The organism is Aliidiomarina sanyensis, from assembly GCF_003987175.1.
GTDB lineage: Bacteria > Pseudomonadota > Gammaproteobacteria > Enterobacterales > Alteromonadaceae > Aliidiomarina > Aliidiomarina sanyensis.
In genome coordinates this window covers 204,790-226,727 of record NZ_PIPM01000001.1, presented here as the reverse complement: position 1 = coordinate 226,727, position 21,938 = coordinate 204,790, and the positions used below count along the sequence as shown (strand labels likewise).

General features: G+C 50.7%; 17 protein-coding genes. 8 read left to right on the top strand and 9 right to left on the bottom strand.

Going from position 1 to position 21,938, the window contains the following annotated elements; all coding sequences use genetic code 11:
- Positions 1-39 precede the first annotated feature (39 nt).
- The 4 genes from CWE11_RS01015 to waaA form a co-directional block, all read right to left on the bottom strand.
- Positions 40-567, bottom strand: a complete 528-nt coding sequence (locus CWE11_RS01015; protein ID WP_126775742.1) for a YgjV family protein — start codon at positions 565-567, stop codon at positions 40-42.
- 61 nt (positions 568-628) lie between these two features.
- Positions 629-1,060 carry a hypothetical protein gene (locus CWE11_RS01010; protein WP_126775741.1) on the bottom strand — a complete coding sequence of 144 codons (432 nt, stop codon included), beginning with the start codon at positions 1,058-1,060 and terminating at the stop codon, positions 629-631.
- Between the two features lie 20 nt (positions 1,061-1,080).
- A complete protein-coding gene (locus CWE11_RS01005) occupies positions 1,081-1,614 on the bottom strand; it encodes a DUF192 domain-containing protein (protein ID WP_126775740.1) in 534 nt (177 codons plus the stop codon).
- Positions 1,611-2,921: a lipid IV(A) 3-deoxy-D-manno-octulosonic acid transferase gene (waaA, locus tag CWE11_RS01000; RefSeq protein ID WP_157981269.1), complete on the bottom strand. Its 1,311-nt coding sequence runs from the start codon at positions 2,919-2,921 to the stop codon at positions 1,611-1,613. The genes CWE11_RS01005 and waaA overlap by 4 nt, the downstream gene beginning before the upstream one ends.
- A 136-nt stretch (positions 2,922-3,057) precedes the next feature.
- Between waaA and CWE11_RS00995 the strand changes: the two genes are divergently transcribed.
- From CWE11_RS00995 to CWE11_RS00980, 4 genes are all read left to right on the top strand, one after another.
- Positions 3,058-4,011 (top strand): gluconeogenesis factor YvcK family protein, encoded by a 954-nt coding sequence (locus CWE11_RS00995; protein ID WP_126775738.1) that lies wholly within the window; start codon positions 3,058-3,060, stop codon positions 4,009-4,011.
- Positions 4,012-4,028: 17 nt separating this feature from the next.
- Positions 4,029-6,701, top strand: a complete 2,673-nt coding sequence (locus tag CWE11_RS00990; protein ID WP_126775737.1) for a M14 family metallopeptidase — start codon at positions 4,029-4,031, stop codon at positions 6,699-6,701.
- A 32-nt stretch (positions 6,702-6,733) separates the two neighbouring features.
- Complete coding sequence (locus tag CWE11_RS00985; RefSeq protein ID WP_126775736.1) at positions 6,734-8,785, top strand: S9 family peptidase; 2,052 nt, start codon at positions 6,734-6,736, stop codon at positions 8,783-8,785.
- A 216-nt stretch (positions 8,786-9,001) separates the two neighbouring features.
- A complete protein-coding gene (locus CWE11_RS00980; RefSeq protein ID WP_126775735.1) occupies positions 9,002-9,169 on the top strand; it encodes a DUF1328 domain-containing protein in 168 nt (55 codons plus the stop codon).
- A 74-nt stretch (positions 9,170-9,243) separates the two neighbouring features.
- Here CWE11_RS00980 and dcd read toward each other — a convergent pair whose 3' ends face one another.
- Positions 9,244-9,825, bottom strand: coding sequence for a dCTP deaminase (dcd, locus tag CWE11_RS00975; RefSeq protein WP_126775734.1), 582 nt, complete (start codon positions 9,823-9,825; stop codon positions 9,244-9,246).
- Between the two features lie 9 nt (positions 9,826-9,834).
- Positions 9,835-10,932 carry an iron-sulfur cluster carrier protein ApbC gene (apbC, locus tag CWE11_RS00970; RefSeq protein ID WP_241971685.1) on the bottom strand — a complete coding sequence of 366 codons (1,098 nt, stop codon included), beginning with the start codon at positions 10,930-10,932 and terminating at the stop codon, positions 9,835-9,837.
- 174 nt (positions 10,933-11,106) lie between these two features.
- Here apbC and metG point away from each other — a divergent pair, with 174 nt between their 5' ends.
- Both metG and CWE11_RS00960 read left to right on the top strand, forming a co-directional pair.
- A complete protein-coding gene (gene metG, locus CWE11_RS00965) occupies positions 11,107-13,155 on the top strand; it encodes a methionine--tRNA ligase (RefSeq protein ID WP_126775732.1) in 2,049 nt (682 codons plus the stop codon).
- Positions 13,156-13,167: 12 nt separating this feature from the next.
- Entirely contained in the window at positions 13,168-14,352 is a 1,185-nt protein-coding gene (locus tag CWE11_RS00960) for a class I SAM-dependent rRNA methyltransferase (RefSeq protein WP_126775731.1), read from the top strand.
- 58 nt (positions 14,353-14,410) lie between these two features.
- Here CWE11_RS00960 and CWE11_RS00955 read toward each other — a convergent pair whose 3' ends face one another.
- Together CWE11_RS00955 and ggt are read right to left on the bottom strand one after the other, a co-directional pair.
- The gene (locus CWE11_RS00955) at positions 14,411-14,773 is read right to left on the bottom strand and encodes a histidine triad nucleotide-binding protein (protein ID WP_126775730.1); all 363 of its coding nucleotides are present in this window, start codon (positions 14,771-14,773) and stop codon (positions 14,411-14,413) included.
- A 43-nt stretch (positions 14,774-14,816) separates the two neighbouring features.
- On the bottom strand, positions 14,817-16,598 hold the full coding sequence (gene ggt / locus CWE11_RS00950) for a gamma-glutamyltransferase (RefSeq protein ID WP_126775729.1): 1,782 nt from the start codon (positions 16,596-16,598) through the stop codon (positions 14,817-14,819).
- Between the two features lie 79 nt (positions 16,599-16,677).
- Between ggt and rrtA the strand changes: the two genes are divergently transcribed.
- Together rrtA and CWE11_RS00940 are read left to right on the top strand one after the other, a co-directional pair.
- Complete coding sequence (gene rrtA / locus CWE11_RS00945) at positions 16,678-17,253, top strand: rhombosortase (protein ID WP_126775728.1); 576 nt, start codon at positions 16,678-16,680, stop codon at positions 17,251-17,253.
- Between the two features lie 58 nt (positions 17,254-17,311).
- Positions 17,312-19,267 (top strand): serine hydrolase domain-containing protein, encoded by a 1,956-nt coding sequence (locus CWE11_RS00940; protein WP_126775727.1) that lies wholly within the window; start codon positions 17,312-17,314, stop codon positions 19,265-19,267.
- A 47-nt stretch (positions 19,268-19,314) separates the two neighbouring features.
- Here the strand turns inward: CWE11_RS00940 and CWE11_RS00935 are convergent, their stop codons facing one another.
- A complete protein-coding gene (locus CWE11_RS00935; protein WP_126775726.1) occupies positions 19,315-21,813 on the bottom strand; it encodes a prolyl oligopeptidase family serine peptidase in 2,499 nt (832 codons plus the stop codon).
- Positions 21,814-21,938 lie beyond the last annotated feature (125 nt).

The following is a 21,938-nucleotide window of genomic DNA, read 5'->3' as shown; positions in this document are numbered from 1 at the left end:
TCGGTTAACTGACTTTGCCTTGCGATAAAGGGTCGGAATCTAATCTTTTGATTGTTCCTGAACCGCCTCAATCCGGCGTTTATCGCTGCGCAACTTAAGGAAAATGCTGGTCAGGTTGCTGATATTAAAAAGCATGCCAAATGGTGTGAAAATCAAGAAGGCATAACACAGCATCATAGTTTCCGCGACAATAAACCATTTACGGATCGTATCTGCACTCTTCAGAATCACCGAGCCGACGGTAAAAATGAGCGACGCGGTGTAAGCAATGAAAAGAATGGGTGAATTCTTAAAAACGAACCACTCAACCAGACAGAAAAACACATTCAATCCGACGAAAATGAGAAGCACTGGAACACTTTGATAGCGCATTGCAACGATATTGCGAACCGCTCCAATCGCAAGTCCAATTCCAGCGGCCATTGCACCGAGCAGGAAAAAATGAACACTTAAAAACGCAAGTGCAAATGCTACAACGAACCGATATCCGTTGACCGTATCTTGTCGATAGCCAATGAAATTAGTAATTAACGCAGCAGCACCAAAGATATGAATCCAAATATCCATTACATAAACTCAATATAAATAAACAAAATGTTGGAGAGCAAGACGCGTTGCAATAGGTTAGTTATTGATTAAACTCATGTATTTGCAGATCGTAATCTTGAAGAACGCCATAAGTTGAAAAATAAAGCGTCATCATAACCATGCGTGATTGATTGCCTTGATGGTGGCGATCCGTATAGTTCAAAAAGACCAAATCACCCGATTGACCGCGGCCGTGTGCGCGTCCCCACCAATGCTCCACATCACGGATAGTGGTCTGGTTTACGACCAAGTGAAACTGCGCATTTTGATACGTCAGCTCGGACAATTTGGGGGCTGTTGATCGTGTTGAGCGTGCAGGTTGCGACTGTGTGGCGTCGACACGTTGAATAACATTCGGTCTCGGGTCCCGTTCAACCGTTTCGGTCACCATACAACCACCCAGCAACGCAATCATCCATAAGCTAAACGTACCGCGAACCCACCAAGATCCGGGGCCATGACGCACTTTCACTCGCACTATTCCGTTGACCTTTACCATTGGGTCGACCCTGTGACCGGTTCATGACAGGTTTCATTATAGAGCGTGTCGCCAACACGTACACCCCAATTTTCAAATGCGCCATAGTTCACTTCCAGTGCCATCAATGCGGGCTCAGCCGAAATATAACGCGGGCACAAGCTAGCGATACGCGTCTCACAAGGGAGCATCTGTTGAATATCGACGATGGCTCCCTCTTCATCCAGAAATGCAATGTCGAGAGGAATCAATGTGTTGTACATCCAAAAGCTCAACGACTGCGTGTAGGAATACACAAACAACATGCCGGCATATTCTCCCAGCGAGTCGCGCTCCATCAGCCCTTGGCTCCGCTGTGCGGGCGTTCGAGCAAGCTCAATCTCGAGTAAAATGGGATCGCCTTGTGCTGGAGTCAGGCACACTTTCGTCTGGGGGAGTATGGGGGAAATCTCGGGTTCAGCTTGGACGCATCCATTCAGGATGAACCCAATGGACACCACGCCAACAGATTGAAGTACAGATTTCCACTTCGCTTTTACTGGCATCATTCTCCTGTTCCTTCCATCACCTGCTCAATTCGTGATTTGGTTCGCGCTGTCGCACCTTTGTGTTGTTCAAATATTTGTCGGGCTTGTGCGCCGAGACGCTGCGCGGTCTCTACGGTCGTCAGAAGGCCACTCAAGGTCGCAAAAAGAGACTCGCGATCCTGAACCCAGCGAACCGCTTGACGTTGATCAAGCTGATCGTAAACCTCAACAAAATTAAAAACATGCCTGCCGGAAACAACCGGCACACCGAACGCCATTGGCTCCAACGGGTTGTGTCCTCCACGCTCAATCAATGAGCCGCCCACAAACGCCACAGTCGCGAGACCATACCAGATGAGGAGCTCACCCATAGTGTCAGCCAGCAACACTTGTGTTTCCGGTAAAATTGGTCGGCCACTACTTCGGCGAACGTAACGTACACCGGCTTCATCGAGTTTCTTGGCGACGTCCTCAAAACGTTCCTGATGCCGTGGAACAAGAATGAGCAAGGTGCTTGGTTTACTCTGTAACACGTCTTGAAATGCGCCGAGAATGATGTCCTCTTCCCCTTCGTGGGTACTTCCCGCCGTGATAACCCGCCGTGTTCCAAAAAGCTCACGAAACTGCTCAATCTCTTGGTAGATCCGGGGTGGTATTTGCACATCAAATTTTAAGTTCCCTGCAATCTCAAGTGCTTCGTCCCGCACCCCAATCGCCCGAAAGTGATCAGCTATCCGCTCGCTTTGAGCTCCGCAGTAGTTCAGTGCACCCCAGACCGGTTCAAAGAGCCAACTCATTCGCGTATATCCCTTTTTCGATTGATCTGACATGCGGCCGTTCACGAGAAGAATTGGCACCTGCCGCGCTCGCCCTTGCAACACCAAATTTGGCCACAGCTCGGTTTCTAAGATCACCATGGCGCGCGGCTCCAGCTTGTCATAAAAACGTTTTACCGCGCTCGGTATATCGAGGGGCATGTAATATTGGAATACGCGGTCGCCGATGACATGAGCAAATGTTTCTTGGATCAATTTCGCCCCGGTGGGTGTCATGCACGTAACGACAATCGGCCGCCCGGTGTCTTCCTGCACAAATCGTTCAATTAAGGGCCGCGCGGCCATAAATTCGCCAACTGAAACACAGTGAAAGACAATAGCCCCTCGCGCTTCTGCTGGGACAGCTTGGCGTGCAAAACGCTCACGCAAACGACTCCGGTAATCCGGGTTCTTGCGTCCATGCCACCAAAAGTAAAAAAGAACCAATGGAGTAAAGGAGATAAGAAGTGCACTGTAGAGCCGAACGCCCCATGGAGTATCTGATTTGCCCATAGTCTGCCTAACCATCATAAAAACGCGCCTATCTTGCCAGAAAAACTGCCTGTTTGGCTACGAAATACACGTGAATTGGTTCACAGGATTCGCGCCACAGGCTATAGTCGAAGGCTCAGGAACAAGGAGGAAATTCGTGAACGCGCGCAGTTACAGTGCTAGAAAAGGAACACTTCCAATTGAATCGTTGAATGTCACCGCAATAGGCGGAGGGCATGGCCTTGGCCGTGTCATGTCAACACTGAGCTTTATGAAGCGACGGCTCGTCGGGATTGTCGCAACGACCGATAATGGCGGTTCGACTGGACGTCTGCGAAGCGATCATCAATGCATTGCCTGGGGCGACATCCGGAATTGTATGTCGCAGTTGGCCAACCAACCGCTTGCCGCCGAAGTATTAAATTTTCGTTTTGATGGGGAAAAGGACCTCCATGGCCATAGCCTTGGAAACCTACTTCTTTATGCGATGGATGCATTAAGTGCCCGGCCCCTCGACGGAATTCAATTATTAAGTCGTCTATTAAAAGTCGAGAATCGAATTCTCCCCATGGCAGAATCACCCACGGATCTCGTGGCGTACTTAGATAATGGTTTCGAGTGTTTTGGTGAGATCACCGTGGATCAATTGTCGTCGATGCCGCAAAAAATGAAATTGGCTCCAGATGTCAAAGCAACACCCGAGGCCATTAAACATATTCTTCATTCCGACTTAGTCATTTTGGGGCCAGGAAGTTTTTTGACCTCCCTACTGCCTCCGCTGTTGGTCGGTGATATTGCACATGCTATCGCGAACACGTCTGCAAAAGTGGTCTTTATTGATAATCTGACTCAAGAGCCAAGTCCGGCAGGATATCTGAGTTTATCCGAGCGTTTGGGGTGGTTAGAATCTCAACTCGGTTTTCAACCCGTAGACGTGATTATTTCGCCGCACACCGATGACGCGCTTGATTTACCCGTCATTACCAATGTTCGGGCCGATGCACGGGTCGCCCATCGGCATCAACAGGACGCATTATTGGGTGCCCTCAATCAGGCAGTGACACTCATTTGGCCGGAACGGAAAGAACAAGAACAACCATCAATCTCATGATGACAGCAGGAATCCATATGAAACGAACGCTTCTTACCCTCGCGATTGCGGCGAGTCTTAGTTTTTCGGCAGTCCACGCGGACACACTGCCCCAATGGCCTAACGCAGAATACCGGGACACGCCTACGATTGAGCAGGTGCTCGGCTATCCTGCGGGGAGCCGTATCTCAAGCCCAGAACAGATTCGGGCATATTTCGAAGCATTGGTGGAAGCACATCCCACACAAATACAGCTATTTGAATATGGTGAGACGTGGCAGGGACGCCCCCTGTATTACGTCGCCATTTCTGCTGCAGAAAATATTGAACGGCTCGACTCCATTGAAAGTAGCATGCGACGGCTCGCAGATCCTCGCACATTAAATGACCGACAAGCACGAGAGCTTATGCAGGACCTGCCGGCCTCCGTGTGGATCGCGAATAGTGTGCACGGGAATGAAATATCACCGGCTGAATCAGCTATGGTTACGGCTTGGCATCTACTCGCTGACCAGAGCGATGATAATCAAGCGCTGTTACGAAATACCGTGGTCTACTTGGATCCTCTGCAAAACCCAGACGGTCGCGCCCGCTTTGTCAGCCGTTACTATGCGACGGTCGGCCTAGAACCATCCGATGATCGGATTTCAGCTGAGCACAATGAGCCATGGCCAAATGGCCGAACCAATCATTACCTGTTTGATATGAACCGTGACTGGCTTGCACTCACGCAACCGGAAACGAGAGGCCGTATCGCGGCGTTGTTACAAACCTTCCCACTCATTTTCGTGGATTCTCATGAAATGGGAGGCGATCTGCCCTACTATTTCACACCGGAAGCCCACCCATACAATCCATTTATTACTCAAGCCCAACGTGAAGGCCTGAACTGGATTGGCGAGAATAATGCGAAATGGTTCGATACTTATGGGTATGATTACTTTACCCGTGAAATTTTTGATGCCTTCTATCCCGGGTATGGCGCTAGTTGGCCGCTCTATCACGGAAGTTTGGCGAGTACCTATGAGATGGGCTCAGCGCGTGGGCACCATTTCCGTACCAATGAGGGTGAGATCCTCACCTATGGTGATGGTGTTCAACAGAACTTTGTCGCCTTCATGGCGACCATCGAAACCGCTGCCGCACGACGTGGCGAACTACTCCAGCGCTTTTACGATTACCGTAAGCAAGGGATTGAGCAAGGTAGCCGAGGTAGTAACCGAAGCTACATTTTCCCCAATACCCGTGATATTGCAGGAAATCGCAAGCTTGCAGCCGTGCTTGCCGAGCAGGGAATTGAAGTCGGACAGGCCGATGCAGATTTTCGTGCCTGTGGCACCAATTACGCTCAAGGGGCTTATGTCGTTCAAGCATCACAGCCGGCCTATCATTTAATCCGGACTCTATTGGATCAACATGTCCCCATGGACGATGACTTCTTACAGGAACAAGAGCGATTGCGCGCCAACAATCTGCGCGATCAAATCTATGATGTGACGGCGTGGTCCCTCCCACTGATGTTCAATGTGGATATGGATATCTGTAATCAGCAACCACGGGTGGCCACAACGCCTGTAACCCATGAGCGAATTGTCCCAGGTTATGTTGAAAACCCCGATGCAGCCTTTGGTTTTGCAGTAGCTTGGGGCGATATGAACACTGGCCGCCTCCTGACGGCAGCCCTGCGCGAGGGACTTTTGATTCGCAGCTCCGACCTAGAGTTCACGCATGCATCTGGCAAAACCTACCCAGCGGGGAGCCTCATTATTCCTCGGGCTGGAAACCCAGAAGACTTAACGACGCTGGTGACCGCGCTTGCCAAAGAAAGCGGGGCTCAAGTGTATGGCCTTGATCGCTCATGGATGAACGATGGACCGAATGTTGGCTCCGTCAACGTGAAGCGCATGCATGCTCCAAATATTGCAATGCTCTGGGACGAGCCTGCGAATGTATTGAGCGCGGGCAGCACGCGTTTTATTATTGAGCGTGAATTCAATTATCCAGTCACCGCGATTCGCCCCGCACAGCTCCGGTCTGCAGACTTGAGTCGCTACCAAGTTCTGATTCTTCCTGCGACAGGACAAGGATCCTATGAGCAAGCACTTGGCGATGCCGGGCGTGAAAATCTCCGCCAATGGATTCAGCGTGGTGGCGTCTTAGTCACTTTAGGAAATGCGACTCGTTTCGCAGTAAGTGGCGAACGTCCACTACTTGCGAGTGCCCTCGAGCGGAAAGCGCAAGTCGATGACCTCGTCAAACCAAGTGGCGAAAACCGGGTCGATGGGCAGATCATCACTGACCTCGAAGACCAACAGCGACATATTCGTGATCCGCGCGTCAGTCCCGATTGGGTCTCAGGGGTCATTACCCGGACCCGCGTCGATCAAGAACATTGGCTCACCGCCGGTATCCATGAACAAGTCCATGCCATGTTTATCGGAAATGATATCTACACGCCCCTGCGCATCACGGATGGACGAAACGTCGTGAGTTACGCAGGAAAAGATGAGCTGCTCGCAAGTGGTTACATGTGGGCCGAGAATATTGAACAGGTCGCACACAAACCGTACTTAATGGTGCAACCACAAGGACGAGGCATGGTGATTAGCTTTACTCAGGAACCAAATTTCCGCGCTTACTTAGACGGTCAACATGTGTTGTTAATGAACGCAATTTTCCGCGCAGCAGCCCATGCAAATCCAGTGCGCTAACAAACCTCTGTGATTCAGGATGCAATAAAAAAATGAAAAAAGAGTGTTTTTCAGAAACAACGAAGTCGTGGCGAGCGACCAAACATATTGCGCTTGCCGTCCTCATGGGATCAGGCGCATTAGGCGCTATTCATGTTCAGGCAACGGAGAATAACCAACGAGCGATCGTGGCCGAAGATTACTATCAGATGGTTTTTCTCGGTGACCTGGCGCTGTCTCCTAATGGGGAGCACCTAGCATTCGTGAAAACGACCACGAATCAAGAACGGACTGGCCGCAAACAAACGCTCTGGCTGCAACGCGGAACGGATGAACCCTTCCAATTTACTCGACATGAACAGGATTTCGCGCCGCGTTTCTCCCCTGATGGTCGATATCTCATCTTCCTCTCGGGCCGAGATAATGGAACTGCGTTGTATCGTATCGCCATGGCGGGCGGTGAGGCTGCGCAAGTTCTTAAACTCGAGCAAGGAAGCATCAGCGATGTCCAATGGCACCCAGATGGAAGCGAACTCCTGTTAAATATTCGAGTGAAACCTGATGTCGACGATCCACGTCAGAAAGCTGAAGATAAAGGCCCCCAGCCGAACATCAGTGTGATTACTGAAGCAGTGTACAAACGGCAAGGAGGCTATCTTAACGAAGCGCGCAGTGGTCTTTGGCACTATTCTCTGACGAGTCATGAGTTGACATCGATCACAGGCGATACGGACTGGCACGAAAACGGCGCACAGTATTCCCCGTCTGGCGATTGCGTTGCGTACCAAAGCAATCGTCATGAACTCGCGCATGAGGGTTATTTTAATAGCCGGATTTATATCCGATGCGGTGACGATGAGACAACGGTTCCGGCTCCCGAAGGCTGGGCTGGCAATCCCATTTGGATTACCGATGATCAGCTCGCATTTGTGTATCGCGCCGAGCAATACGCCGCACCGAACGTCAAACTGTTTGATCAGGCACAAAACGAAACGAGGATTCTGAGTGCAGAGATGGACCACAGTCCAAGCGAACTGACCTATCATCAGGGTGCCCTGTGGTTTATTGCGGATGATCGGGGCAGTCGCCCGTTGTTCCGCCTCGCCCTCGACGGTTCAGGCTACCAGCGCGTTCGCGGTGTCGGTGATTCCATGAGTGACCTCGTGATGGCCAAAAATGCCTCGAACGTTGCGTGGGTTGAAGAAAACGAGGTCACTGCACCACGCGTCGTGACAGCGGCCGATGCAGAAGCTTCCGCCAATATCATCACTCAGTTTAATGATGCTTTAGTCGCCGAGCTGGACCTTGCACGGTACGAAGTGATCAGCGCTGAAAACGAGCGCGGTGATGTCCTCGACGTATTTTTCTTGCGCCCCAAAGGTTGGCAAGACGGCGACGTTTATCCGTTAATTTTGAACATCAAGGGTGGTCCAGGCGGCATGTGGGGGCACCAATGGTTCCCTGAAAAACAACTGATGCGCGCCCGGGGTTATGCCGTTGCATTCGTGAACTATCGTGGAAGCTCGGGCTATGGCCATGATTTCGCTGATCAAGTTCGCCTCGATTACGGTGGCGCAGATTTTAGAGATAATATGGTTGCCGTCGATGCCGTACTCGATACACATATCTGGATCGATACCGATCGTTTATATGTAACTGGTGGCAGTCACGGTGGATTCCTCACCAACTGGATCACAACGCAGACTGACCGTTTCCGGGCGGCTGTAACGCAGCGTAGTGTCAGCAACTGGATCTCCGAAGCCGGCACCCAGGCATTCCCTCCTCTCTCCATGATCACCGAGTTTGGTGGGACGATTTGGGAAAATTACGATTACTACTGGGGTCGGTCACCTCTCAAGTATGCGGATCAGGTCACGGCCCCAACCCTAATTATTCACAGCACCGATGACCACATTACTCCGATTGGTCAAGGTGAAGAATGGTTTTACGCTTTAAAGGCAAACAACGTCCCTGTTGAAATGGTCATTTTTCACGGAGAAGGCCATGGCCTGAGCCGAAACGGCCGTCCGATTAACCTTGTAGAGCGGCTCAATCGGATTGTCGATTGGTTTGACAGACACAACCCCGCAATCAACGGTGACTAAACCGTTCGTATCCAACACCTGATGCAAAGCCAGCCTCGAAGGGCTGGCTTTTTTTGCGCACAACGGGCTACTTTACGTTTCATTGACATCGAAAATTGGCGAATTTTCGGTGATTTACTAAACTTTGTATTGATAGACATGGAACACGCAGGCTCGTTAATCTGCTTTGCGTGAGGAAGAAAAAACAGAGTTCAACACAACCAAAGGAACGTTATTATGTTTTCATGGGCACTCGTTTTTCTAATTGTTGCAATTATCGCGGGGATTTTTGGCATGTCAGGGATTGCAGGTGTTGCAACAAATATCGCATGGATCCTATTTGTAGTCGGTCTTATCCTTGCCGTGATTTTCTTTATTACCGGCCGTCGACCACCTCCCGTGTAACGTCATGTGATGTCACAAGCTTAATCATTAGAAAAGGGCGCCATGCGCCCTTTCCTCTTTGTACTTATTGCGCTTTAATCGTTGCTTATACGACTCGCAACCGCCCCACGCTGATCTTTATACTTGGCATCCGCACGTCGACTGTATGGCCGAGCGCAGGGTTGGCTGAGCGTTTCAAAGCTCAGCGCTCCAATTTTCATCAGCGGTCTCAATGCCAATGGGAGTTTGCCGCTGTTAAAAAACTCCAACACAATCTGTCCGGACCAACCCGGATCAATTCGGTGTGCAGTCACATGTACCATCAGCCCTAGCCGTGCCAATGACGATCGACCATCAAGCCAGCCTACCACGTCCGCAGGCAGGGTGACTGATTCATGGGTTACAGCCAACGCAAACTCACCGGGATGAATAAAGAATGCATCCCCATCACGAATAAGTATTTCTTCGCTCATAACCCGTGCGATAGCCGCATCGATATCTTCCCGACTCCCACTGATATCGATAAAGGGCGCGGCGTGATCTTGCAACACGCGAAAACTGTCTCCTAAATGAATATCAACAGTTACCCCACTAATGTCTTTCGGGTTAGGTGCAGGATCGATTCCAATGCGGCCTGCACGCAAATATTCTTCAATCTGTTCATCCGTCAAACGCATGTGATGATCCTATTCTTTTGAAGGCTTGCTGTTGGCGTGTTTCGCTTGCGATGGTTGACTGCTCACAAGCGGTGTTATCTCATCATGCAAAAGCGACCAGAGATTCGCAACTAAAAGCTGCGCGGTATCCTGTTGCGTGGTCAGGATCGAGTCGCCATCAAGAACACGATTCAGGTCCTGTCCGTTATCGAGTGCTCGGCGCAATCCAACGTGCAATGGCCAGTGACCAAGCACGGGCACGCTATGTTGGTCCCCAAGGAACACTCCTCCACCTTCGCCAAAGATAGCCTCCTCATGACCACACGCCGAGCAGGCATAATGACTCATATTCTCGATAATTCCGATCACGGGGACGCCGACTTTTCGAAACATACGAATACCTTTTTGGGCATCGGCAAGCGCAATATTTTGCGGTGTCGTCACCACGACGGCGGCCGTCACCGGAAGTTTCTGCGCTAATGTGAGCTGAAGATCACCGGTTCCCGGTGGCATATCAATGAAAAGATAATCCAAATCTGACCATTGCGTATCAAAAAACAGCTGCTCGAGCGCTCGGCTCGCCATGGGGCCCCGCCAAATGGTGGCGTCATCGGGGTCAGACAAATAACCGAGCGAATTCCCCTCTAAGCCAAAGCTTCGGACAGGGAGCATTTTTCGATTCGGTGTAAACGTGAGTTTGCTGTCTACATTCCCCAGCATGGTGGGTAAACTAGGGCCGTAGATATCCCCATCCAAAATACCAACCCGCGCCCCTAGTTGGCTCAAGGCATTGGCCAGGCCAAGCGTTACGGCTGACTTTCCAACGCCTCCTTTGCCCGAAGCGATGGCGATCACATTTTTCACACCCCGTTGAAGCGGCTTCGCTTCGGCCCCTTGAAGATCAGGCCTGCGCTCTATAGGAAGCGGGACAACGTTGTGCTTGATATCCCACTGGTAGGCACTCAACATCCGATCGCGTTTTACCAAAGCCCGCAACGCAGGAGCCGCAGGGAACGGCAACTGCACGTGAATCACAGGCCCGCGAATTTGCAGCCAATCTGGCTGTAAACCCTCGGGAAAAACATCACTGCGCAAACTTTGACAATAGTGAAGCAATTCAGCAGACACAGTCCCTCCTTGCAAACTCAACGAAACGCATCGAAATATTACGGTTTTTGGCATGGGATCGCTATGTTTAACGGATGAAAAGCCGGATATTTTCCGTTACTATGGCGATCGTTTCAGATCCACACGCGCACGCTCCAACGGAGCGAATGCCACAGCAATATTTTGAGAGTATCTATGACAGCAAATCAGCGTCGTATTTTGGTTACGAATGCGCTTCCCTACGCGAATGGCCCTATCCACATTGGCCATATGCTGGGCTATATTCAAGCGGATATCTGGGTTCGATTCCAAAGATTGCAAGGTAATGAGTGTCATTTCGTCTGTGCAGATGACGCACACGGTACGCCCATCATGCTCAAGGCCCAGCAGTTGGGAATTACCCCTGAAGCAATGATCGACGATATGAATGCGGCACACCAACGTGACTTCGCTGATTTTGGGGTGTCTTTCGACAACTATCACTCCACCCATAGTCCAGAAAACCGCGAACTTGCCACCCTCATCTACACACGGCTGCGCGATAATGGATATATCCATACTCGAACCATCGAACAGCTGTTCGATCCAGAACGGGAAATGTTCTTGCCCGATCGGTTTGTCAAAGGCGACTGTCCCAAGTGTGGCGCCACGGAGCAGTATGGTGACAACTGTGACGTCTGTGGCGCAACGTACTCACCGACCGACTTGAAGAACCCTCGCTCCGCGGTCTCTGGGGCCGTTCCAGAACTACGCGAGTCTGAACACTATTTCTTCGACCTCCCCGCTTTTGAGGGCATGCTCAAAGAGTGGACACGTTCTGGCTCACTCCAGAGTGAAATGGCAAACAAGCTCAACGAGTGGTTTGAGCAAGGGCTTCAACAATGGGATATCAGCCGTGACAAGCCATACTTTGGCTTTGAGATACCCGATGCTCCAGGCAAGTATTTTTACGTGTGGCTCGACGCGCCGATTGGCTACATGAGTAGTTTCAAGCACTACTGCGCGCAACGAGATGATCTGGAGTTTGAGGATTTTTGGCAAGAAGACAGTACCGCCGAGGTGTATCACTTCATCGGTAAAGACATCATCTATTTCCACAGTCTGTTCTGGCCTGCCATGTTGAAAGGCGCACAATTTCGTCAGCCTACCAACGTGTGGGCTCACGGCTTCATTACCGTCAACGGCACCAAGATGTCCAAGTCCAAAGGGACATTCATTATGGCTCGGACCTACCTTGATCACTTAGATCCTGAGTACTTGCGTTATTACTTTGCCGCAAAATTAACGTCGCGCATTGATGACCTCGATCTCAATCTGACAGACTTTGCACAACGGGTAAACGCCGATCTTGTGGGCAAAGTGGTGAATATCGCGAGTCGTTGTGCCGGATTTATCAGCAAGAAGTTCTCTGGAAAGCTATCCCCACGCATCGCAGAGCCCGAGATGCTGGCATCTTTCCAAGCTGCGGCCAGCGAGCTAAAGAAAGCATATGAAGAACGCGAGTTCTCAAAAGCCATGCGGGAAATCATGAAGCTGGCGGATCGTGCCAACGAATACATAGCCGTGAAAGAGCCATGGCAACTTGCCAAAGAAGAAGGCAAGGAAAATGAAGTCCACGACGTGTGCTCCATGGGTATTCACCTGTTCCGTATTCTAATGATCTACCTAACCCCGGTGGTTCCTAAATTATCCGATGATGCACAAACTTTCCTGAATGACCGGTTTCACTGGGATTCCGTGCAGACCACGTTAACTGACCACCCCATTGAGAAGTTCAAGGCCCTCATGCAACGGGTGCCAACCGAGAAGATTGACGCTATGTTGGAGTCATCGAAGTCTCAGAATACCGCCGCAGCCGTTTCTAATGGAGCGAATGACACGCCAATGGAGACGACACAAAACATCGAGCCAATCGCAGATGAAATTGAATTTTCAGATTTTGCCAAAATTGATTTGCGTGTGGCGCGTATCGTCAATGCAGAACCCGTTGAAGGTGCGGATAAGCTTTTGAAATTGACACTCGATATTGGTTCCGAGACCCGACAGGTATTCGCTGGAATCAAATCAGCCTATCAGCCAGAAGCGTTAATCGGGCAATTGACGGTCATGGTTGCCAACTTAAAGCCACGAAAAATGCGCTTTGGGCTCTCAGAAGGAATGGTACTTGCAGCCGGTCCTGGCGGAAAAGAGATTTACATCCTCAATCCACACGATGGCGCACAGCCGGGCCAACGGGTGATGTAAGGAAGCAATATCATGAGCGATCGAATCATTATTAAAGCGGGCCGTGAAAAATCGTTACGGCGCCGCCACCCCTGGATCTTTAGTGGCGCGATCGCAAAAGTCCAAGGAAAGCCCAATCTCGGCGCAACTGTCGATGTCTACACAGAATCTGGCGAGTGGCTCGCGGTTGCAGCGTACTCGCCGCATTCACAGATTCGCGCTCGCGTCTGGAGCTTTACGCCGGGGCGTCATATCAATCGTGAGTTCTTTGCTGATCGTATTATCGCTGCACAACGGCTGCGTGAAGCCGAGGTGTGTCCCCACACCAATGCGTATCGCGTGGTGGCAGGCGAGTCCGATGGTCTGCCGGGAATTACCATTGACCGCTATGACAATATTCTCGTCTGTCAGCTTCTCTCTGCTGGGGCAGCGTACTGGGAAGAGACTATTTATGATGTGCTCGAGGAATTATTCCCGGGCTCCTTTATCTATGAACGTTCCGATGTAGATGTCCGTAGCAAGGAAGGCCTTAAAAAAGTACAGGGTCCACGCCGTGGCACCATGCATGTGGAACCTGTCACCATTCACGAAAACGGCGTCCAGTTAACCGTTGATGTCATGACTGGACATAAAACAGGCTACTACCTTGATCAACGTGATGCCCGTCACAAGATTCAGCAATATGCTAAAGGCAAAACCGTCCTGAATTGCTTCAGTTACACCGGTGGCTTTGGTATCTATGCAGCCCTTGCCGGGGCTCATCGCGTCGTGAACGTGGATATTTCGGAGAGTGCACTCGATCTCGCGCGGCATAACGAGAGCCTCAACCCCATTCGCCCGGGCGTGATTGAATATCTTCAGGCAGATGTCTTTGAGCAGTTGCGGACCTTCGTGGAAGAAGGTGAAACCTTTGATGTCATCGTGCTTGATCCACCAAAATTTGTCGATTCAAAAGCCAGCTTAAATCGAGCATGCCGAGGCTACAAAGATATTAATCGCCTCGCAGCGTCCCTGCTCAATCCAGATGGTATTCTTATGACGTTTTCCTGTTCTGGATTGCTAAGTTCTGAACTATTTCAAAAAGTGGTGGCCGACGGATGCTTAGATGCTAAAGTCGATTTAAAAATCATCGACCGGACCCAGCAAGCGCCGGACCATCCAGTGCATGTCCATTACCCTGAGGGGTGGTATCTCAAGGGGCTGGTCTTAAAGCGCTAAGGTGGAACGCCTCAACAGACTAAACATCGGTTCTGGCAAAAATAGCGCGGGCTCCGCGCTATTTTTTTAGCCGCTCTTGATACGGAGGCCAACCAAGTGGCTTGCCCGCAAGTAGGTGTGCATGAATGTGATAGACGGTTTGGCCTCCATCATCATTGCAGTTCATCACGACCCGATACCCATCTTCAGCAAAGCCATCCCGACGCGCAATTTCCCCAGCAACCCAATACAAATGCCCCACCAACTCACGGTCTGACTTCTCAATTGCATTCACCGTCGCAATAGGCCGTTTGGGGATGATCAGAAGATGAATCGGTGCTTGCGGATTAATATCTTTAAAAGCAAGGGCCTGGTCATCCTCATAAACAATGTCTGCTGGAATCTCGCGATTGATAATTTTCGTAAAAATCGTTTCACTCATAGGGAATTTATCCTGTGTTCTGTGCAGAGGCTATTTCGACTGCTCAATGCCCTTGCGCACTGCCCTCGCGACGCGGATCTGCACCACCCTCTAAGCCCTCTGCTGTTCGAGTAATACCATGTAGTCCGCTATTCAAAGACCGTATCTCCACTTGATGTCCGCGTCCCTCGAGCAGTGGCTTCAGCCCCTCAATATCAGTCCCTTGTTCGAGCGATGTCGCTCCATTCAAGTTCGTAATACGCGGCAGATTGATGGCTGCTTGCATGTCGAGATCCCAGTCAAGGAGTCCGATCACCGTTTGCGTTACATAATTAATAATCCGCGGACCTCCCGGGGAGCCAACCACATGCAGTACATCACCTGCTTCATCAAACACGATAACCGGTGACATCGAGCTGCGAGGTCGCTTCCCAGGCTCCACCCGATTTGCGACCGGAACACCATCCACTTCCGGAACTAATGAGAAGTCGGTTAATTGATTATTGAGCAAAAATCCGCGAGTCATTACCGTGGAACCAAAGCCCATTTCAATCGTACTGGTCATGGAGACCGCATTGCCGTACTGATCAATGATACTGAAATGGGTGGTGCTTGGAAGTTCGAGCGATTGATCATCGGCCCGTGAGAAATGTCCAATGTCCCCCGCTTCAGCGTGCCCCATATCCTCTTCACCGATCAGCGCCGAACGCAGGGTGAGGTAATCTGGGTTAAGCAAAGCGTCGATCGGCGTTTCAACATAATCATCGTCCGCAATGTATCGATTACGGTCGGCAAACGCGAGACGCGAGGCTTGGGTAAAGTAATGAAGCGCAGCTTCGCCATTCACCGGAAGATTTGCAATATCGAAAGGTTCTAAAAGCGCTAAGGTTTGCAGCAAGGTAATGCCACCTGAACTTGGCGGACCCATGGAACAGATTTGATACACTCGATAGCCACCACAGACCGGATCGCGCCAAATCGGCTGGTACGCTGCTAAATCCTCCATGGAGAGCAACCCAGGAGCTATCGGGCTTTCTTGCACGGCCCGTACAATATCTTCCGCTATCGGGCCGTAATGCAAGGCATCTGCACCCTGCTCCGCAATGGCTCGAAGCGTATCCGCAAGCTCGGGGTTTTTACGAATGTCACCTGCTTGTAGTGCCCGCCCGTTTGGGAAGAAATAATCCCGAGCAACCGGCATCCGGGGAAGCCCTGGATTAAAGTCGAGCGCAATCAGCTCTGCGAGGCGCGGAGAAACTTCAAATCCTACTTCGGCTAACTCAATCGTTTCTTCAAACAGGCGATTCCACGGCACCTGCCCCCACCGTTGATGCGCTACTTCAAGTCCCCGCACAACAGAAGGCGTTCCCACCGAACGGCCACCAACGACTGCGTCAATCCACCGAGGTGCATTCCCTTCCTCATCCAGAAATAGCTCGGGTGTTGCTGCCATCGGCGCGGTTTCCCGCGCATCCAGTGAATGGAGCGCACGCGTTTCATTGTCCCAATATAAAATAAAAGCACCACCGCCGATCCCCGAAGATTGAGGTTCCACAAGGGTCAACATCGCTTGCACAGCGACTGCAGCATCAATCGCGGTTCCACCTTCACGCAGGATAGCAAGCCCCGCTTCGACGGCAGCAGGGTTCGCCGCGGCAACCATGTAATTCTCAGCAAAACTGAGCTGCTGGTCACGCCATCCCGTTGCAGCCTCAGGTTCGTAAGCTTCACGTTCGACAGGCGCCGGTGCGCACGCAGAGAGCACAAGAGCACTGACAGCTCCAAAAACGAGCTTCGATAACAAAGATGGACCCGAAGAAAGACCGGGATAACGCTTTCGTTGCATTGGAACACCTCACGACTTCTTTTGCGCTTCAATTTTAAATAACGGTATCATAGAGAAAACTTTTCAGGTAGTCGAAATCATGCAATCGATCCAGTCGTTATTCCGTCCTTACCTCGCACCCACAGGGGTAATATTCGCCTTGGTGCTCATCCATTTTCTTCCGGGCTTGCATCCATACCTTGTTCTCACGGAAGACGGTTTGCTTGCTCAGGCTTGGCGCTTGCTCACCACGCATCTGGTCCACCTGAATACCTATCATTTGGTGACCAACATTCTTGGTTTGTTTTTGGCTGCGGTCGTGTTAAGAAAGTATGTGTTTGGCCGAACCATGTTAAATGTCATGGTATTTGCCGGACTCTTCGCAGCATTGTTGCCCCTTGCATTCAGTGAGCAACCTGTTTTTGTCGGTTTCTCAGGGATTTTGCATGGACTCGTTGCGTATGCCGGGATTGTCATGGTGAAGCAAGGTCAGAAGGTCGGGTTTGCTGTTCTCGCTTTGCTGATCGCAAAACTGGTTCTTGATATGGCCGGTGCCGACACCGTCGATCCTTGGCTCAATGCGCAAGTAGCCTACCTTGCACATTTAGGTGGCGCTCTTGGAGGCGTAATTGCCGTTCCAAGCCTGCAAAAAAGACAACCGTTACAACGGTCCTAAACGCATCGCGTTGTTGTTGGGACTTACACGTTTATTTACGTTTAAAAGGACCAACACAATGTGGAAACTCTGGTTCATGCGTGGACGCAGTCCAAAGCCTACTCCCAACATCAAACGATGCTGGAGTGTCTGTATCCTCGCAATGGCTTTCGCTTGCTTTAGCACCGCGCCGATAGCAGCTCCCACCCCACTTACGGCACTTGATCAAACTGCCGTCGAATCCTTTATCGATGGTGTCATCACAACGGCTATCGAGGATCATCGAATTCCGGGGGTGACCATTTCGATCATTCATCGCGGTGAACCTATTTTGATCAAGGGCTATGGATTCGCGCGCGAGCCCGAACAAATTGGTGTGGACCCCGAGCGGCACCTATTCCGGGTCGCCTCAATTACAAAAATATTCAACTCTATTGGTCTTTTGCAGCAAGTCGAACAAGGGCGAATTGACCTCGATGCGGACTTCACATACTACCTACCCGATATCGCATTTGACCTCCCGAAAGGCACCGTGCGTGTGCGTGATTTACTGACACATAGTGCTGGCTTTGAAGATAGCTATTTGGGGCATTTCTGGGCCATCGACGCCGACACAGATCATAGCCTTCATGACTATGTTGCACGCTTTCAACCCAACCAAGTCCGCGCTCCCGGTGAGCGGGTGGTTTACTCCAACTATGGTACATCGGTCATCGGACTGCTCATCGAAACGCTTTCGGGAATGCCTTACGCAGACTATATGGAAACGCACGTTCTGCGTCCTCTGGGTATGGAGCACAGTTATTTTCGTGATTGGACCGGCCAGCCACAGGATGGTCGGCTGAGTCCAGCGGCATATGAAGATTTAGCCTATTCCTATGCGTGGTCCTCCGGGCGGTTTCAGGCACCAGATTTGGCTTGGATGCATGCGGGAAATATGCCCGCAGGAGGCCTTATAAGCAATGCTGCTGATATGGCGCGCTTTATGATTTCACAACTTGGTGATGGCGGCGGCGTATTGCAACCCGAAACACTCAGGCTTTTACATGAGGCAAGCATCAGCAATCATGCGGACGTCGGTGCAAACGCATTAGGTTATTGGGTAAAGGATATTTGGGGTTACCGAACACTGGAACATGGCGGTTCAATCTTCGGCTTTATGTCGAATATGGTGCTTTTTCCAGATCTCGATTTAGGGATCTTTGTATCCACCAACACCGGGACAGGATTTCGTTTGAGCTCTCAGCTTCCCCATCGGTTTGTGAAGCAGTTCTTCCCCCATTACTTGCCTTCATTTGAGCCAGATATGGACCGAGACTTAACCGCGTTCCACGGGCTTTACCGTGCACAGCGACGCGGCTATAAAACGATCGACAAGCTGCTTTCGTTTGGCGGGGAACTGACCATTGGAAGTAACGACCAAGGATTTCTTACGCTCACCCAGGGCGGGCTCACAGAACGGTATCGCCCCTTCAGCGAAGACACTTTTATTAACCCCGATAACGGAAACCGCATCGCATTCAGTTCGAATAACACCGTTTTGTTGCTGCATAACACACTCGGGCACAATAATTTTGAGCGGCTTCAGGTGTGGGAGACCACGGGTTTTGCAACAAGTATTTTCATGTTGGCCATATTTATGTCGTTGGTCTGGTTCTTTGTTCTGACCTTTACCCGAAACCAAAACAAACCCGAGTTTCGAAGTGGTCAGGTTTTTCGTTACCTAAGTTTTGCCGTTGTCCTTGCGTGGGCTGGGTTTGTTTGGGCGATTCAGGTAGATGGCGGACAACTCGGTGCGATGGTCGCAACGCATTTTGCGCAGTGGCCGACCTTCATGGGCTCCGTATGGATTTTGCTCGCCCGCGTCATTACCCTGCTCACCTTCGCCATGGTGGTGGCCCTCATTTTAATTTGGTATCGGGCCCAATGGGGTTTGGGACGGCGCATCACTGCAAGTATCTTTACCGTCAATTTGATCGTTCTTGTGGGCTTACTCGGCTACTGGAACATTCTCACTGCTTCGACCTTGGGCTAAGCAAAAAAAAAGCCCGGCGTCACGCCGGGCTTCTCAGTTGAAGTGTGTTACTTCAAATTATCTTCAAACAACTTGTAGATCCGGCGATATTGATCAAGCCAACTGGAAGGCTCTACAAATCCGTGATCTTCCACTGGGAAGATAGCCGTTTCGAAGTTCTCTTTTTCCAACTCGATCAATCGTTGAACCAAGCGAACCGAATCTTGGAAGAACACATTGGCATCCACCATCGGTGCACTAATCAACAATGCATCCTCGAGCCCTTCTGCAAAGTAAATCGGCGAGCTGCGACGATAGGCAATCATATCGTCTTGCGGAAGATTGAGAATATTTGATGTATATCCCGTGTTGTAATGCGCCCAATCGGTCACGGGGCGCAGCGCAGCACCCGCCTTGAACAATCCTGGCTCTTTAAACAACGCCATGAATGTTAGGAAACCGCCATAGGAGCCACCGTAGGTGCCTACGCGCTCCACATCGACATTGCGATGCTCGCCCATCCAGGCAACAACATCCACCAAATCCTCCACTTCTGGGGTACCCATCTGACGATAGACAGCTGTGCGCCAATCACGTCCATAGCCAGCAGAACCGCGGAAATCGAGATCAAGCACAACATAACCCTGTTGCGTTAGCTTGCTGTGGAACATGAACTCACGGAAGTACTGTGACCACCCGGCGTGGGCATTTTGTAAATATCCCGCACCGTGAATAAATACGACGGCTGGATAGCCTTCAGCACGGTCTGGATCAAAATCATCCGGCACGTAGACGCGGCTCCAGATCGGGTCTTCTACGTGGCTCGATGGCACGCCAATCAGTTCTGGCTCAGGCCATGGCAACGCAAGAAACTCATCACTCACTGTTTCTGTCAACCGGGTGACACTCGCGTTTGCACGATTATCCTGCACATACAGTTCTGGCGGCAGGAGTGCACTGCTATGCGTAAGCAACAACTGTGATTCGTCTGGACTCAACCGATACTGAGTAATGCCCTCTAGGTAAGTGAGTCGCTCAACATCGCCCCCAGCAACGGGCACCCGATAAATTTCGAAGATACCCGGATGTTCTTTGTTTGCTTGAAAATAGAATGTGTCACCGGCTTGGTTCAAGGTCACATGATCAACTAAGTAACGTCCGGACGTAACGGCTCGTGTACTTTGCGCATCGAGGTCACGCACGTAGATATGTGAGTAATTTGAACCCTCTGACAAGAACCAGATCTTGTTACTGTTCGGGAGCCAATTAAACGCGTTAAAATCCCGATTGATCCACGCATAATCGTGCAAACGATCTTGGTTTTGCAAACGACCACGTTCGAGATCAATCGTTGCGATCCAACGGTCTTTGTTGTCCCACGCTCGCAGCATAATTGCGACAGCACTTCCATCATCGTTCCAGACGATATTTCCTTCTGGTGCAGACCAGCGTTGCATCACATTGATTGCACGCGGTTTCCGCTCACTGACATAGGTCTCGCCGCGCGCTGCATAGTTCTCTTCGCGCACTGATTTAAGAACATCCTCATCCCAGCCGGGTAAGGTTTCATAGCTCAGTTCGGTTTTCTCACCACTGTTTAAATCAATCAGGTATAACGTGTGGTGAACCGGTTTCGCATCCGCAACACGACGACGCACATCTTGATTCTCGATTCGTCCTGTTTCTGTGACATAACGCGGCATAACATCGGAATCACCCCGCCAAGTTTGTGGATCTTGCACCGCGACCACCATGCGGTCTCCGGCCGGCGATAAACTAACTTCCGCGATTTGCTTATTACGGCCCAAGAAGATCGGCGCTGGTGCAACACTCGGATTTTCTGCATGCATCCGCTGTTGGTCATCAAAGCGCTCCTGCCGATTCCGACGTTGCACTTGCGTCCACTCAATAAGCTCAATTTCTTCTTGCGCTAGAATATCTGTAGGAGCCTGAACTGCAACCGGTGCATCTTGGGTTTGTAAAGACACCAGCAGCTCGGTAAAGCCATTTCGTAAATTCACCGCATAAAAGTCATTGCCCGACCGATAGCTCAGGCGGCCATCTGTCAAAAACTGCAGTTCAGATTTGTTGCTGCTGTCCCGGGTAATTTGCGTAACTGCGCCGGTTTCCCGATCAAGAACGAAAACATTCCGCTCAAAAACGTAAGCCTTCAAATTGCGATCCGAATTCTTAATCCCATCTCGATAGGCATGTTGATGCAAGTCAGCTAGCGCAACGCGTTCACCATTCCCTCCATCTGTAAGACCTCGTATAAAGAGATCGCGTTGAGGGCTGCCCTCTCGTTTTCGGTCAAATAAAACCGTGCGTCCATCCCAAGACCAATACGCATTCTCAGGTGACCGAGCAATCCAGTCTGGATTCGCCATAATCTGGGTCATCCGAATCGCTTGCTCGCTATCCGGGGTGCCTGTTACACGCGTCAATGTCCGAGGTTCTGTCTGTGAAGGGCTCGAGTAGCTCGCGCCGGTTTGGTTCATTGGCTCGGAACTTGCACATGCAACCGTCATTAACGCCGCTGCTATCGCAATGGTAATTTTTCTTTTCATTCCTGAATTCCTTATGATGGGAATAAAGTGCTTATGAGAAAACCTGAGCCATTAAACCAAAATAGCCCATGTTTGGCGAGCCAAGAACCGGCCAACACGGGCTATTCAGACGGAAACCTGCGTTA

What these genes read in the sequence shown, in the direction of transcription:
- CWE11_RS01015 (WP_126775742.1), bottom strand. Translation starts at nt 567, where the DNA reads ATGGATATTTGGATTCATATCTTTGGTGCTGCTGCGTTAATTACTAAT.
- CWE11_RS01005 (WP_126775740.1), bottom strand. Translation starts at nt 1,614, where the DNA reads ATGATGCCAGTAAAAGCGAAGTGGAAATCTGTACTTCAATCTGTTGGC.
- waaA (WP_157981269.1), bottom strand. Translation starts at nt 2,921, where the DNA reads ATGGGCAAATCAGATACTCCATGGGGCGTTCGGCTCTACAGTGCACTT.
- CWE11_RS00990 (WP_126775737.1), top strand. Translation starts at nt 4,029, where the DNA reads ATGAAACGAACGCTTCTTACCCTCGCGATTGCGGCGAGTCTTAGTTTT.
- CWE11_RS00985 (WP_126775736.1), top strand. Translation starts at nt 6,734, where the DNA reads ATGAAAAAAGAGTGTTTTTCAGAAACAACGAAGTCGTGGCGAGCGACC.
- CWE11_RS00980 (WP_126775735.1), top strand. Translation starts at nt 9,002, where the DNA reads ATGTTTTCATGGGCACTCGTTTTTCTAATTGTTGCAATTATCGCGGGG.
- dcd (WP_126775734.1), bottom strand. Translation starts at nt 9,825, where the DNA reads ATGCGTTTGACGGATGAACAGATTGAAGAATATTTGCGTGCAGGCCGC.
- metG (WP_126775732.1), top strand. Translation starts at nt 11,107, where the DNA reads ATGACAGCAAATCAGCGTCGTATTTTGGTTACGAATGCGCTTCCCTAC.
- CWE11_RS00960 (WP_126775731.1), top strand. Translation starts at nt 13,168, where the DNA reads ATGAGCGATCGAATCATTATTAAAGCGGGCCGTGAAAAATCGTTACGG.
- CWE11_RS00955 (WP_126775730.1), bottom strand. Translation starts at nt 14,773, where the DNA reads ATGAGTGAAACGATTTTTACGAAAATTATCAATCGCGAGATTCCAGCA.
- ggt (WP_126775729.1), bottom strand. Translation starts at nt 16,598, where the DNA reads ATGCAACGAAAGCGTTATCCCGGTCTTTCTTCGGGTCCATCTTTGTTA.
- rrtA (WP_126775728.1), top strand. Translation starts at nt 16,678, where the DNA reads ATGCAATCGATCCAGTCGTTATTCCGTCCTTACCTCGCACCCACAGGG.
- CWE11_RS00940 (WP_126775727.1), top strand. Translation starts at nt 17,312, where the DNA reads ATGTGGAAACTCTGGTTCATGCGTGGACGCAGTCCAAAGCCTACTCCC.
- CWE11_RS00935 (WP_126775726.1), bottom strand. Translation starts at nt 21,813, where the DNA reads ATGAAAAGAAAAATTACCATTGCGATAGCAGCGGCGTTAATGACGGTT.